This window comes from Oceanobacillus halotolerans (assembly GCF_010993955.1).
GTDB classification, from domain to species: Bacteria; Bacillota; Bacilli; order Bacillales; family Amphibacillaceae; genus Oceanibacillus_A; species Oceanibacillus_A halotolerans.
This window is the reverse complement of sequence record NZ_WIXL01000001.1, coordinates 189,421-204,425: the sequence shown is the minus strand read 5'-3', so window position 1 is coordinate 204,425 and position 15,005 is coordinate 189,421. Positions and strand designations below refer to the sequence as shown.

Below are 15,005 nucleotides of genomic sequence, written 5' to 3'. Positions count from 1 at the left end.
GCTTTCACCACTTTGGTACAAGTTCGACATCTGTTCAAACTCTCGTTTATTGTTGTCACAGCGCCTCCTTTGTCGCCTAGTGTCCCGTGAAAATAGCCTATCCGAATTTCTACAATGCTGCTAATTTCACAGCCAATTTAGCACCTACTTCTGCATTATATTTCACTAATGCAATGTTAGCATCCAAACTCTTACCATCTGTTAGTTCTTTAACTTTTGCTAATAAAAATGGGGTTACTTCTTTACCAGAAATATTCTTTTCCTTTGCTTCAGACAATGCTGTTTCAATAACAGCGGTTATTTTATCCTCTGGCATTGCGTGGGCTTCAGGGATTGGGTTTGCCACAACAGCACCACCTGCTAGTTGCAAATCCCATTTTGTTTTTAATGTTTTAGCGATAGTCGCAGTGTCATCTGCTCGGAAATTAACTGGAAACTCACTTGTACGTGTGTAAAATGCTGGTAAAACATCCGTCTGATAGCCAATAACTGGTACACCTTTAGTTTCTAGATATTCCATTGTTAAGCCCAAATCAAGAATCGATTTTGCACCAGCACAGACAACAGCGACATTCGTTTTCGCCAGTTCTTCTAAGTCAGCTGAAATATCCATCGTTGTTTCTGCACCACGATGAACACCACCAATACCACCTGTTGCAAAAATAGAAATTCCTGCTAAATCTGCACAAATCATCGTTGCCGCAACCGTTGTCGCACCCTTTTGTTTCGTTGCGACTAAATAAGGTAAATCACGGCGAGATACTTTCGCTACATTATCGCTATTTCCCAGTTCCTCCAATTCGTCATCCGTTAAGCCAACTTTAATTTTCCCATCTAAAATAGCAATGGTTGCTGGTGTTGCTCCATTTTCTCGAATGATGTTTTCCACTTCTCGTGCGGTTTTTACATTCTGTGGATATGGCATTCCATGTGAAATTATGGTTGATTCTAGTGCTACGATCGGTTTATTAGCCTTTTGTGCTTCCTGAACTTCCTGTGATAATGCTATATACTCTTTCATGTTGATTCCTCCATGTCTTTTTGAAATTGTGTTGGGGATAAGTCTTGTCTTACCGTGTATGCGGATTTTAGGGTTTTGGAAGCATTAAGGACACCAGCTTTTCCAATCTCACGAAGCTCATACCCTTCTAGCCATGCATACAATACTGCTGCACTAAATGCATCTCCTGCTCCAGTTACATCCACAATGTCACCAGGATCTACAGCTTTTATATGATGAATCCCCTCAGACTCATTGCCAATCATGACCCCATGTTTCCCATTCGTGATAACAGCGTTTTTGGCACCTAATGCTAATAGCTTGTCTAGTGCTTGGTGCCAGGTTTCTTCTGTTTCAATTGTTACACCAAGGTATGTTTCTGCTTCCTCATGATTCATAATTAACCATGTGATACCTTGTAGGTCTTCTGGTATGCGTTTCATTTTCGGTGCAGACACTGCCACAAGAAAAACGGCTACTTCTTTATTTTTCCCGTATTGAGAAAGAAATTCTAATGTTTCTTTTGGACAATTTAAATCAGCCATAATACATCTTGCATGATGTAGTACATGCATTTGTTGTTTTACAAATGATGGTGTAATCGATTCGTACACATCCATGTCTGCCAATGCAACGATTAATTCACCAGTTCTATCTAATACAGCCGTATAGGAACCTGTTCTCGCATCAGGGAGTTGAGTACTATGATCGAGATTCATATAGTGTGCAGATGCTTCCTTTATAAATTGCCAATCACTATCATTCCCGCTTGCTGTGAGAAGGGATACATCTAAGCCAAAACGTCCTAAATTTTCCGCTATATTTCGAGCAACACCACCAATACTTTGGGTTACGTGAACTGGATTTGAAGTACCAAGTTGAATGGGCTCTTTCCCATAAAATTTACGGTCGACATTTGCACCACCAATACATACTACTTGCTCATTTTCATTTACAATATAAGCTTTCCCACGTATAAATCCCTTCTTCATCAACCCTGAGATTAAATTAGCTATCGATGGTCGGGAGAGGCCTACCTTTTCGGCTAATTCCTTTTGGGTGATGTAAGGATCCTGTTTAATATATTCAAAAAGTTGTTTCTCTTTTGCTGATAACATATTAAAGTTGTCTTGCACAACATTCACCACCCTTCAACAAACTATTGTTTAAAATATAAACTATTGTTTATATAATATCGTTAAATTAGAATAACGTCAATTAGAAAAACTAGCATTCGTTCGTCCTTTAGCGAATGTGTTCGTTTTTCTTATACTTGGGACATTAAAATTTTAGCCAACATTTTATACATCCTTATCTTGGAACAAAAGCTAGAAGCGCCTTAATTACCCCCGATTAGAAAACTTGGCTTGTCGCCAAGTCTTTATGGCGAAAAGCCTTAGTTGCACTTATGCAGTAAGAAAGTTTTCTTATCTGCCAAGCATAAGCCAAGCCTCCACGTGGCGCTTTTTGCGCGTAATGTGGATCGACTTATGACCTCGAGGGGGTAGGCGCTGGAGCTGGACGTGGCTGTTCCTATTACTCAGTTAACCACAGATCTGTTTTTTATAATTTCCTGGAAGATAAAAAACCCCCGATTTTCTCGGGGATTACAATTTAATGTGAGGATCTTTGTTATTTTTTAACGTTGTATCTTATATATGATGCATCGTTAAATACTCGATTTGGGCAATCAAGCAAGATTTTCAGCAGTCTCTTATTGGAAAATAAATTGTGCATGCACTGACATGCACCCTTGATTCACTTTCAACATATCTTCATAGTCATTTTTGCACTGACGAGCATCGGATTTATACTACAATCTTTTGGAAAACAACTTAATGCAAAAAGGATTTGTGTAAATTTCCCTTCTCTTCTTCAAATGGAAAAAGCTTTAGTTCTTTTGCTTTTTCAGCATGGTGTATAATAATCTCTTCTAAAATTTGTTGAGCCTCTTTATCTTTTGTATCAATTCCTAACTGTTCAGCAGACAAAAATAATTTATGGACATGAATCTCTTCCATGATCTCTTTATAATCTTTCCCTTCTGTCTCAACTCCAACCTTATCTGCTTCTAATTGGATCATTTCCTTCATCACGTCTTTTTTTAATTGCTTCAAATCTTTTCCTTTTGTTTCAATTCCTAGCTCTTCTGCTTTCTCATTTAGAATCCTTTTTTGTACTTCTTTAGCAAGGGTCTTAGGATCTTTTTCCTCTGTTTCAATTCCCAATTCTTCTGCTTTTTGTAACACAATTGCTTGGTGCATTTCTTTACCTAATTCTTTTGGATCTTTTCCCTCAGGATCAATACCGAGTTTTTTAGCAGCTTCCTCCATTTTTGCTCGTCGAATTTCTTTTGCAAGGGTGTCTACATCTTTGTCATCTGTATCAATGCCAAGCTCTGTTGCTTGATATTTCAGGAAAATTTCATTACGGTAAATGCTATTTTCCTCTTTCTTCTTGTCATTTTTTTCTTCTGCTGTCTGTATAATCTGTTCATTATCAAAGTGTGCCAAAACTGGAGAACTAGCAGTGTAGCCTAGTGTCATAAATAGCGCAATTACTAATGTCATATAATTTTTCATATACGTTTCTTCCCTTCTTGTCTTGGAATTTGCTATGTTTAATGTGCACATAAAATAGCCTTTCCCAAAAAAGGGATTCCATGAATGTAAAATAAATGATGGTTTTACCGTAATTTGGAACTCAATTGCTTTAATCATAACCATTTGTAATTAAACTAAGATAGTGAATGGCAAATGACTGAATTTACCTCTAATGACCAAGGACTAGTTGATATGTTTTTATCTTTACTTGACCCAAACAATTCCATGAATCAATATGCTGACTCGAAAACGGAGATGTAAATGTAAATTGTTGGAAACGAAACGATTAATAATGTAACAACAATTGGGATTTCCGTTTCCATGAATACAGATGAATTGCTGAGTGAAATGTCACCAATTTTAGAAGCTTTTAGTGGAGGAAGGATAGCAAGTAAACTTACAGGTGTATTAGTAAAGAATATGGATATAACCTATTGGGTAGGTGAGGATGATGATTTAGTTCATCACATTGATTTAAAAGTATCATGCATATATTTGGTTATAACGACCAAATAAGTGACCATTCTTAACAAAATAATTTAAATTTCGACATTCTTATAGAATCTCTAGTCTTCCTTATTTTTCTTTGGTATCCTTAGATAAGAGGATTCGGAAATGCTTTCGTTTGGTGTACTAACACCCATGTATTACACATTCACATGATTCAAAACAGAAAAAATGGGGGTATGTTTCTTATGAGGAAGGTAGTCATTTTAGGTGGGGGATATGGTGGATTAAAAATTTTATTGCAATTACTGGAAAATGATTTACCTGATGATGTACATATAACGGTAATGGATCGAAACCCATATCACTCCATGAAAACAGAGTTCTACACGATTGCAGCAGGAACAAGTGCTGATAAAGATGTTCGTGCTGCATTTCCAACAGATGATCGTGTGACATATGTTTATGGCGAAATTACGGAAATCGATACCGAAAACGAACTAATTCATATTCGTGAATCCAGTGAACCTGTCGAGTATGATTATTTAGTTATTGGTCTAGGGTGTGAGGATAACTATCATGGTGTAGAGGGTGCAGAGGAATTTACAGAAAGTGTCCAAACATTTGCTAAAGTAAGACATACTGGGCTTTCTGTTGGTAATTTAGGTGCTTATGGAAAGGTGACAATTGTTGGTGCTGGATTAAGCGGCATTGAAGTTGCTTCTGAGATACGAGAAAGTCGAGCTGATTTGAATATTCGATTACTGGACAGAGGTGGTTCTGTGCTAAAAGCATTTGACCCTAAAATTCAGGCACATGTCGCGGACTGGTTTACCAAAAACGATGTAGAAGTGCTACATCATGCTAATGTCGAATATGTAGAAAAAGATGGTGTGTGCAATAATGGGGTCTGCTATGTGAATGATGTCACGATTTGGACAGCAGGCGTAAGACCGTGCTACCTAGCACGTGCCCTGCCATTTGAAAAAGACAAACAGGAGAAATTAGTTGTCAATGACTTTTACCAAGTTCCAGAAGCTACTAATATTTATGTGGTTGGGGATTGTGCATCCTCTGAGCATTCTCCTAGTGGACAATTAGCGGGACAACAAGGGGAACAAATCGCTGATGTATTGCTAGCTATTTTTCGAGGTGAAGAACCAAGAAAACCGAAAGAGATTAAATTAAAAGGAACACTTGGTTCACTTGGTAAATCTGATGGATTTGGCAATATGATGCAACAACCAGTCACTGGTCTATTACCTCGGTTAGCCAAATCTGGAGTATTGTGGTTAAATAAACGACATTAATTATTGGGGATGGTAAGGAAGTGTTGCTTGTTAGGGGTTTTATCAAGTGCACTTTCTTTTACCTTTTCGTGAGATAGCCTATGGTTTTGGCACTGACAAGCACTCTCGATCCCCTTTTTACACCTGTAAGTAATGAGTTGAGCAATGATAAGCTCTTATAAAAGTACCGATCCGAATGTTGATAAGAGTGTAACCACTATCATTTTGGTTACGCTTTTTCTTTTGTCCAGTAATCATTTTACATGGTCCTTTCATTAATGGTACAGTTTATAAAGTGTATTACTCGAAAATAAGGGAATGAATACACATACATAAACTAATACCCGAAAGGAGGCAACTGTGTAATTCACAACGCAGATTATTATGACTGAAAGTAACTACAATTATACTACAAAGAAACCTGCAAAGGTATTTTATATTTCTGCTATTTTCGTAACTTTATTTGTCCTTTGGGGGGCAATTTCTCCACAATCTTTAAATACAACAGCAGGCCATGGATTAGATTGGATGATCACCAATTTTGGCTGGTTCTACATGCTAATTACTGCTTTTTTCGTTCTATTCGTTATTATTTTAGCTATTAGTCCATATGGAAAACTTCGCTTAGGCAAACCAGATGATAAACCGGAGTTTTCCTGGTTTTCTTGGGTTGGTATGCTATTTGCTGCAGGTATTGGTGTTGGGTTTGTATTCTGGGGTGTAGCAGAACCTGTTTTATATTATTTAGATACACCAGTTGGCTATGAACCCGAAACAAGAGAGGCAGCAATTGCTGGCCTTCGTTACGGTGCGTATCACTGGGCTTTACATCCATGGGCGATATTTTCCATCGTCGGATTAACGCTTGCCTATGTACAATTTCGTAAGGATCGCCCTGCATTGGTTAGTTCAGCCTTTTACCCATTATTGGGGGACCGTGTAGAAGGTTGGGCTGGAAGAACGATCGACATTTTAGCTGTATTAGCTACATGTACTGGTGTGGCAACTACGTTTGGTTTAAGTGCGATGCAAATTACAGGTGGACTTTCCTATATATCGCCTATTCCCAATAACATATGGACACAGATCATCATTATTGCCATCGTAACAGTGTTATTTATGTTCTCTGCTGCCAAAGGGGTCAATAAAGGGATTAAAACGTTAAGTAATATAAACTTGGTTGTTGCTGGTCTTTTACTCATTTTCGTTATCATTGTCGGTCCAACCATCTTTATTGCTGAAAGTTTTGTCACAACTCTTGGGGGATATATTTCAAATCTTATTCCTATGAGCCTAACCTTGACACCATTTTCTGAAAGCGCTTGGCTTGGGACAAACACAATCTTCTTCTGGGCATGGCATATTTCATGGGCTCCATTTATGGGACTATTTATTGCACGTATCTCACGTGGAAGGACTATCCGTGAGTTTATGGCAGGTGTGTTGATTGTTCCATCCCTACTGGCAATTATTTGGTTTACAGCGTTTGGTGGTACTGCATTGAATTTAGAAATGTTTGGACCTGGTGGCATTGCTGAACTCGTTACAGGTGATGTTGAACTTGCCTTGTTTACGACATTAGGTGAACTGCCCTTAAGTATGATCACAAACATTTTAGCAGTTATTTTAATTCTGATATTCTTTATAACGTCTGCTGATTCTGCATCTTATGTCTTAGGTGCGATGACTTCACGCGGTAGCCTTGAACCACAAATGTGGGTAAAATTAGTTTGGGGTTTCTTAATAGCTGGTGCCGCAAGTGTGTTACTACTAAGTGGTGGTGGCGGTCTTGACGCGCTGCAAACTGCATCCATTATTGCCGCATTGCCGTTTGGGATTATCATGATCTTAATGGTTGTGTCAATGCTGATGATGTTTAACAAAGATTGGCATACAGAGCAAACGAAAAAACAATCCAAACGAAAAGCAACTGCAAAAGCTGAATTTAAAGAGGAATTCTTAGATGATGTAAAAGCAGAAGTATACGATGATATGAAAGATGAAATTTATGAAGAGATAAAAGAAGAAGTGTATACAGATGTCAAAGAAGAAATTATCGAAGAACTTGATCAGAATGATAATAAGTCCCGCTAGAATAATGAAGTAAAATTTCAATAAGTGGGGGTCTTACTGCCCGTTACATGCGGGATAAAGTGAAATGTGAAATGACCACCAAATTTGGTGGTCATTTTTTAAACTTCATAAAATGTATGCTGTGCTAACTTTCCTTATCTTGTTGTTGGTCCCTTGACTAATGTAGGACCAGTTATTTTGTTCCCAAGCTTCCATCAATTGGATTTCCATCATATAATAATTTATAGTACAAATTGATCCTAATTGTAGTAAGTAAACGAACATAGTAGTTATGTCACACTATATCCACGGTGGAGGTACAAAAAGAGTTTTGGATGGAATAAAGGAATGAGCTTTGTATTCACCCCAACATCTCGCTTGTAAATCTTACTTATTTTTCATAAATTTAAGTACTTGTTTATCAATTTTCCCTTTTTCTAACTCTCTACCTTCAAAATTCTCGGTATGAAGAAACGAGGTAAGTGCATCATTAAATGTCGCATCATTAGCTTCCTTCGATTCTAAATAACCAAGACGAGCTAAATGATCTTCTATTTCGCTACGAACCTCCCCTTCAATCACCACTTCATCCTCTTTTTTTGGTTGGCCAAAATATAATTGATGAAGTTTATAGATGCGAATAAGCTCTTTAATTGGATCAGGGTGTTCATCTACTCGTAAATCAATATAGCGATCATTTACTCCTAAATAACCCGCTTTTTCTTTTACAACGTAAATGGCAGCAGCTTGTTTCCCACGGCTATCACCACCTGCGTCTTGTCCTGCATCCAATGCTGTTAAAAGTCTTTCCGCAAGCGTACCTTCTGTTTTTTCAAACGTATCCACTAGTGCATCAACTGTTTCCCCACTAACTAAAATATTTCCTTGTGCGGCACAGTATTTGCCTGTTCTTCCACCTGCCCAATCATAACAGTCCTTCCCTGTGAATGTAGCCGCATTTCCGTTTGCATCTACAATTCCAACTTGACGTTCATCTTTGCCCTCATCTTGATTCGTTAAAAGATCCACCGCTTCTTGTGCCGTTTTTCCTTCTTCTAATAATGCTAAACCATCTGGACCATACGCAGGATTAGCAAATGCCTGTGTGGCTACTGCTCCTACTCCAGCTTTTGCCCATGGTACAACTGATCCTACCCCAATAAACTTAGACTGTACCGCAACCCCAAGTTCTTCTGTTTCTGGATCATAACCAACAATGGAAAAAGTCATGTGTATACGCTCCTTTTTTATCGTTTTTTATGTATTGCTATACACATTACTTCGACATACGTAATGTAATATCCTTTATCCTACTAAAAGGATTTGGTATTAATATTACAAACATTAACAAAATGACGCTTTACGCATTCTTTGTTGTTTTTAACGTCACAGTTTATATAGATTGTGACGTAAGTTAGTGCTTTGATTTCCGCTCCGAACAGTCGCTTTCCGCAGGCACGGCCTCAGCCTCCTCGGAAGAAAACCACTTCCTGTGGGGTCTTCGGACACGTGCTATTCCTGCAGGAGTCGACTGTTCTCCGCTCCAATCAACTTTCATAAATGAGCTTTTAATTGAGAAGTATTGAAATGTAAATTTTTTATGGTTAAAATTACTAGCTAGCGAAGGAAATACACGGAGACTCCTGCGGTTTGTCGGCTAAGAACGGTCACGTCCTGTGGCAGGCGCCGACACTAGAACGTCATGTTCGTCGAAGAGGCATAGGTGAGACCCCTAAAGACGAGTAGCAAGAGGATGCTCAACAGCCACCCGCGGTAAAGTAGACACTGTGAAAACGAATAGTTTGAACAGGTGTCGCACTTATGCCCATGGTGAAAGCGACTGTCCGAAACGGAAATCAACCACGCAATACGTCACAATTTACATCAACTATGAATTAATTTTCATCTTGGAATAGCGACAATTTTTTATAAATAGCTAGCAGTATACATCTAGTAAGCGGAATATTGGACTTCTATGATAAAAAAGATTATCCTTTCTCATTAAGAAAAGTCATTAGGAGTGAAATGATGATGTCAGCTAAAACCTTTCATGATATACCATTATCCATATTAGACCTAGCACCAGTTGTGGAAGACGGGACACCTAGTGATTCCTTAAAAAATAGTGTCTCTCTAGCACAACATACAGAGAAGTTAGGATTTAATCGCTATTGGCTTGCGGAGCATCACAACATGCCTGGAATTGCTAGTTCCGCAACGTCTGTTTTAATTGGCCATATTGCTGGTTCAACAAGTCAAATGCGTGTTGGGTCTGGAGGAATTATGTTACCAAACCATGCCCCACTTGTTATTGCAGAACAATTTGGTACACTCGAAACATTATATCCAGGACGGATTGATTTAGGGCTTGGACGGGCTCCAGGTACAGATCAGGTAACAGCCTATGCGTTACGTCGAACCTTGAATAGTAGTCCGGAAGCATTCCCAGCTATGGTAGAAGAGCTTGAGGCTTACTTTAGTGGAACCGCTCGTGTTCATTCCGTGCCAGGAGAAGGCCTTGAGATTCCAATTTGGTTATTGGGATCGAGCGGGTTTAGTGCACAGCTTTCGGCACAGAAAGGATTGCCGTTTTCATTTGCAAGTCATTTTGCACCAGACAATACAATTGCAGCTTTGAATTTATACCGTGATCATTTTAAACCTTCTGACGTACTTGCTGAACCATATGCAATGGTTGGTGTTAATGTTATTGCAGCAGATACGGAGGAACAAGCAAAATATATTGCAACCTCTCAACAACAGCAGTTCTTAAGCATTCAAAGAGGCCAACCAACAAAATTACAACCGCCAATTGATGATATTGATGCAGTTTGGACACCATCAGAAAAAGCAGCAGTTCAACAGTCACTTGATTCTCGTTCAACGATTGTTGGAGACAAAGAAACAGTGAAACGTGGACTAGAGGTATTTTTAGAAGAAACACAGGCGAATGAAATGATTATTAACTCGCAAATTTACCACCATGAAGATCGATTACGTTCCTATGAGATTGTTGCTGAATTAATGGAATAGTGTATGAATGTGAAAGCCACATGTTTAAATAGGTGTGGCTTTTTAGTTGGTTAAAAAATTTAAGTAATTAAGCCACATTAAAAAAGAAATCTTATTACTTTACTACTTAAGATTTTGCCATTGTTACTATTATGGGAAAACGTACAATTGGACAACTAACCTATATTTGCATCAAGTTAGCTAATCAGGGTATACAGGATAAAAATGAAATCTTTTATGCCAGTATTAACAAGGTTCGTCAATTACCTGTATCGTTAAAAATCGAAAAAAGTATTTCTATTCCCAGCATGACATTAAATTGGAAAGTTGCCTGTATTGATCTCATTCTATAAAATAGAATTATCTTATGCGAAGCGGTGATTTTGTTGTTGAAAGATACAGGGGAAAGAATTATACCAAAGGAAATGAAACCGACAAACGGTATGCTGTTAGAACATATTTCACGCTATTATTTTGCAACGCCATATGCATATGGTCGTGTCCTTGATATTGCATGTGGAACAGGCTATGGCAGTCAAATGGTAGCGAAAACACGGAAGACTGAAGTTACAGATTTAATTGGTGTCGATATTGATCCAGAAACGATTAAGTATGCCAAACATCATTATTATCATCCAAAGGTAACCTATCAAACTGGTGATATTTTGGATGGAACATTAAAAGAGGAACTAGGACAATTTGATACAATCTTATCGTTTGAAACCATTGAACATGTACCAGATGATCGGGAATTCGTGGAGCAATTGAAGGAATTGTTAAGGCCAGGCGGAACCCTTGTGCTATCTACTCCTTTTGGACAAGGGCGGGGTAAGCCAAGTGGTTCACCCTTTCACTATCACCAGTTAACGGAAGAGGAATTTCGTAATTTATTTACATCATTTACAGATGTGGAATTCTACTATCAGCGTGGCGTAACGATCGAACCAAAACGGCCTGATATACATTATCCAATAGGTGTAGTCGTATGTCAGAAATAGGTGCCTGTCACCACCCGAATTTTGTCGGATATTGTCGAACAAACGTGTTAAAAGCTGAGTAGCTTTTAACACGTTTGTTCACTTTTTAAAGCTATCTGGCATTACTGCTGCCACCACCTCTCCTTTAGCACAGCACTGTCCTTCTGCAAACACTTCTGTATGTACTTTCCACTTCTTTGGATGGATTTCTTCTACTGTTCCAATCGCCTTTAATGGAACTCCGTGTGGGGTTGGTTTCATAAAGTCTACCTGTAATGACGCTGTGACAAATCGTGGCGGGTCCACTTCTTTATCCTCAGGTTCATACCCATTTTTCCGGTGTAATGCAAGTGATGCCGAACCTGTGCCATGACAATCGATAATCGAAGCTAAAAGACCACCATAAACAAATCCAGGTATTGCCGTATGTTCGGGTTGTGGCGTATAAATAGTAATGGTTTGATCACCATCCCATCCAGTTCGTAACTTTAACCCATCTTGATTTAGTCGCCCACAACCATAACACCAAGCATAATCATCTGGATAAACATCTTGAATAGCATGTTTCACTATCTCCATCGAATATTCCCCCTTTTTCTAACAAGTATAGCATGATTTCGGCTTTGTTTTCAGAAAAAAGGAAAAAATAGTCTCTTTAATAGACTCAATTTGTTTATAAGTGCGTGTTCAAAAAGGAGGATTTAAAGGACCGAGGACCGAGTCGGCTAAGGTCTCAGGTGTCCTGTTACAACACCGACACTAGTACGTCCTGTACGTCGGAAGTTCAAGGCAGCGTAGCTTTGAGTAGCGGACTTCCACAGGATGTGGTGACTTCTACGTTGGTCACAGGACGTGGGCGGTTTTAGTAGAAGTTCCTTAGTTCAGTTAATACATGAGTAACGGAAAAGCAAGCTAACAGAAACACAGATGCGTCATTTTCACCGGACTTTTTGAACAACCTCTATAACAGGTTTATGTTGTGTTGGTAGGTGTTTTTAGTTACTTTTTTTGAGCTTTCTAGCTAGGTTCGGTACTGATAGTTATACTCTGTTCCCCTTTTACCTCTTCACTAGCTGGGTTCGGCATTGACAAGCTCCCTCTGTTCCCCTTTTGCAACAGCACTAGCAATTTGACAATGATAAAGATTAATCAGTTTCATTCAACACATCGACAAAAAGACTTAGAGAAATCCTCTAAGTCTTTTTACTATCACAAGTAAATCTGCTATTTCAAACATTATCTATTCCGTTTACACATTAGGTCCAACTTTTTGACGCATTGTTCCATTTTCAGCAAAGTTTGTATGCCATGATAATGCTTTTTCTATAATATGTGGAGTTTGCCCACCACGATCTACTGCTTCTTGATAGTAAGCCCATAGTTGTTCGCGATACATTGGATGTGCGCAATTTTCAATAATCATTGGCACCCTTTCTCTTGGTGCAAGCCCGCGAAGATCTGCATAGCCTTGCTCGGTAACCACAACATCCACATCATGCTCGGTATGATCAATATGAGAAGCAAATGGAACAATACTTGAAATGTCACCATTCTTCGCAATCGATTTCGTTACAAATATAGCTAAACGAGCATTACGAGCGAAATCCCCCGATCCGCCAATACCGTTCATCATCTTCGTACCTGATACATGTGTAGAGTTAACGTTACCATATATATCAAATTCCAATGCTGTGTTGATGGAAATTAACCCCAATCTCCGGATAATTTCTGGATGATTCGAAATTTCCTGTGGACGCATAATTAATTTATCACGATATTTTTCAAAATTAGAGAATACTTGCTTCATCTTTTCCTCAGATAATGTAATGGAACAGCATGATGCCATGTTTACTTTTCCAGCATCAATTAAGTCAAATACAGCATCTTGTAATACTTCGGAATATACTTCAAGGTTTTCAAACTCCGAATCGATCATGCCATGAAGAACCGCATTCGCAACTGAACCAATACCAGATTGAAGTGGTGCTAACGTCTCCGTTAAACGACCAGCTTTAATTTCATCCCGCAAAAAGTCCATTAAATGATTAGCCATCAATTTCGTTTCTCCATCTGGCTGTACAATTGTTGATGGAGAATCCTGCTGTTCTGTAAAAACAATACCTTTTATTTTATCCGAATCAACTGGAATTCCAATTGTTCCAATGCGATCATCAACCTTTTCCAATGGAATTGGCGAACGCTCCCCTTGTTTTCCTGGACTATATAAATCATGCAACCCTTCAAAATCAGGTTGTGCTGTGTTAATTTCAACAATAATTCCTTTTGCATTCTCAGCGAAAGTAAGTGAGTTTCCGATAGAAGTTGTTGGAATGATCATGCCATCTTCTGTAATCGAAACCGCTTCCAATATTGCATAGTCCACTGTCTCTATTACATTTGCTCGTAGCAATTCTGAAGTATGTGATAGATGATGATCGACAAACATGTGACTGCCATCATTAATTTTCTTTCGCATCGTTGGATCAGCCTGAAATGGTAACCGTTTAAGAATCATATCATTTTCTGCAAACAATCTATCGATATCTGAACCAAGTGATGCACCAGTAAACACATTGACTTTGAGCGGTTCTTCTTTTGCACGTTCCACCAACGCCATTGGTACCGCTTTCACATCACCCGCACGTGTAAACCCGCTTAAACCAAGCGTCATTCCGTCTTGAATCCATGATGCCGCTTCCTCTGGTGAAACAACACGATCACGAAGTTGCTCATCTTTGATTCGATTGATCTCTCTCTCCATTCTCTCATCCCTCTTTCTCATAACTTTTAGAATCATTTTAACTTACAAATATACCCTATTGGAGAAATTGGATGAGAACAGCGAATTTTTGGTCAAAACAGGAAACGTAAATGTTTGAACCAGAAAATTATTGTTTTAGAAGCCTAAAAGCTTTCGAAAATAACTTGAGTAAGACTGACTAACGGGAATTCGTGAACCATTATTAAGCTTTAATAAAAAGGTCGAATGTGTATCTGGATAGATTTCCTCGATATGATTGACATTCACAATATAGGACCTGTGGCAACGAACGAATATTTCGCGAGGTAAAATATATTCAAATTTTTGCAGTGGATTTCGGTGTGTACCAACAAAATCATCTGCCACTACATAGGTTTTACGATCCTTCACTTCCATAAATTTAATCGACTGAAACGGAATAGGTTTCCAACCATCTTGTGTTTTTACCGTGATAACCGATTTCCCCTCCGTTAACGCAGGATAAATAGCGGTGACACATCCTTCCAATTTACCATCATAATGAAAGGGTGCTGCCATCCCATGATACGGGACACCAAATACATCTCGGTTAATAAACTCGGACACCTTTTGTCCAGAAGTGAGCGCCTTATAGGCAAGTGTGCCTTCTTTAATTGGATCACCAGGTTTAATCTTTAAATCAATCCGCATGCTTGGCTGGTAATAAATGTACTCTGTCGTGTTTGATACCGCAATGGATACTTCATCTGAAAATAACTCCCCAATCACATCTAGTAGCGAAACCTGTGAAAAATGCTCCATCTGTCATCCCCCCCCGTTGTCTAGTATATCAAATCATAGGTGCCTGTCACTCCCCGAATTTTG

At 38.7% G+C, this 15,005-nt stretch carries 13 protein-coding genes; 6 read left to right on the top strand and 7 right to left on the bottom strand.

The features are described 5' to 3' along the window. Positions 1 to 109: 109 nt before the first annotated feature. The 3 genes from GHC26_RS00990 to GHC26_RS00980 form a co-directional block, all read right to left on the bottom strand. Entirely contained in the window at positions 110 to 1,021 is a 912-nt protein-coding gene (locus GHC26_RS00990; protein ID WP_163969383.1) for a pseudouridine-5'-phosphate glycosidase, read from the bottom strand. Then, entirely contained in the window at positions 1,018 to 2,136 is a 1,119-nt protein-coding gene (locus tag GHC26_RS00985; protein WP_226376812.1) for a carbohydrate kinase, read from the bottom strand. Before GHC26_RS00985 ends, GHC26_RS00990 begins: the two co-directional genes overlap by 4 nt. A 699-nt stretch (positions 2,137 to 2,835) precedes the next feature. Continuing rightward, on the bottom strand, positions 2,836 to 3,582 hold the full coding sequence (locus tag GHC26_RS00980; RefSeq protein ID WP_163969382.1) for a hypothetical protein: 747 nt from the start codon (positions 3,580 to 3,582) through the stop codon (positions 2,836 to 2,838). Between the two features lie 342 nt (positions 3,583 to 3,924). Between GHC26_RS00980 and GHC26_RS00975 the strand changes: the two genes are divergently transcribed. The 3 genes from GHC26_RS00975 (at position 3,925) to GHC26_RS00965 (ending at position 7,433) form a co-directional block, all read left to right on the top strand. Then, positions 3,925 to 4,119: a hypothetical protein gene (locus GHC26_RS00975; protein WP_163969381.1), complete on the top strand. Its 195-nt coding sequence runs from the start codon at positions 3,925 to 3,927 to the stop codon at positions 4,117 to 4,119. 179 nt (positions 4,120 to 4,298) lie between these two features. Then, a complete protein-coding gene (locus tag GHC26_RS00970) occupies positions 4,299 to 5,360 on the top strand; it encodes an NAD(P)/FAD-dependent oxidoreductase (protein ID WP_163969380.1) in 1,062 nt (353 codons plus the stop codon). Between the two features lie 363 nt (positions 5,361 to 5,723). Then, positions 5,724 to 7,433, top strand: coding sequence for a BCCT family transporter (locus GHC26_RS00965; RefSeq protein ID WP_163969379.1), 1,710 nt, complete (start codon positions 5,724 to 5,726; stop codon positions 7,431 to 7,433). A 366-nt stretch (positions 7,434 to 7,799) separates the two neighbouring features. Here GHC26_RS00965 and GHC26_RS00960 read toward each other — a convergent pair whose 3' ends face one another. Beyond that, entirely contained in the window at positions 7,800 to 8,642 is an 843-nt protein-coding gene (locus GHC26_RS00960; RefSeq protein ID WP_163969378.1) for a DUF1028 domain-containing protein, read from the bottom strand. 801 nt (positions 8,643 to 9,443) lie between these two features. Here GHC26_RS00960 and GHC26_RS00955 point away from each other — a divergent pair. From GHC26_RS00955 to GHC26_RS00945, 3 genes are all read left to right on the top strand, one after another. Next, positions 9,444 to 10,445 (top strand): LLM class flavin-dependent oxidoreductase, encoded by a 1,002-nt coding sequence (locus tag GHC26_RS00955; RefSeq protein ID WP_404821760.1) that lies wholly within the window; start codon positions 9,444 to 9,446, stop codon positions 10,443 to 10,445. 131 nt (positions 10,446 to 10,576) lie between these two features. Then, positions 10,577 to 10,777 carry a hypothetical protein gene (locus tag GHC26_RS00950; protein WP_163969376.1) on the top strand — a complete coding sequence of 67 codons (201 nt, stop codon included), beginning with the start codon at positions 10,577 to 10,579 and terminating at the stop codon, positions 10,775 to 10,777. A gap of 33 nt (positions 10,778 to 10,810) precedes the next feature. Next, on the top strand, positions 10,811 to 11,422 hold the full coding sequence (locus GHC26_RS00945) for a class I SAM-dependent methyltransferase (RefSeq protein ID WP_226376811.1): 612 nt from the start codon (positions 10,811 to 10,813) through the stop codon (positions 11,420 to 11,422). Between the two features lie 78 nt (positions 11,423 to 11,500). Here GHC26_RS00945 and GHC26_RS00940 read toward each other — a convergent pair whose 3' ends face one another. The 3 genes from GHC26_RS00940 to GHC26_RS00930 all read right to left on the bottom strand — a co-directional run bounded on the left by GHC26_RS00940 (position 11,501) and on the right by GHC26_RS00930 (position 14,942). Then, entirely contained in the window at positions 11,501 to 11,980 is a 480-nt protein-coding gene (locus tag GHC26_RS00940) for a PaaI family thioesterase (RefSeq protein ID WP_163969375.1), read from the bottom strand. A gap of 670 nt (positions 11,981 to 12,650) precedes the next feature. Next, positions 12,651 to 14,162: an acetyl-CoA hydrolase/transferase family protein gene (locus tag GHC26_RS00935; protein WP_163969374.1), complete on the bottom strand. Its 1,512-nt coding sequence runs from the start codon at positions 14,160 to 14,162 to the stop codon at positions 12,651 to 12,653. A gap of 135 nt (positions 14,163 to 14,297) precedes the next feature. Further along, positions 14,298 to 14,942: a LytTR family DNA-binding domain-containing protein gene (locus tag GHC26_RS00930; RefSeq protein ID WP_163969373.1), complete on the bottom strand. Its 645-nt coding sequence runs from the start codon at positions 14,940 to 14,942 to the stop codon at positions 14,298 to 14,300. Positions 14,943 to 15,005 lie beyond the last annotated feature (63 nt).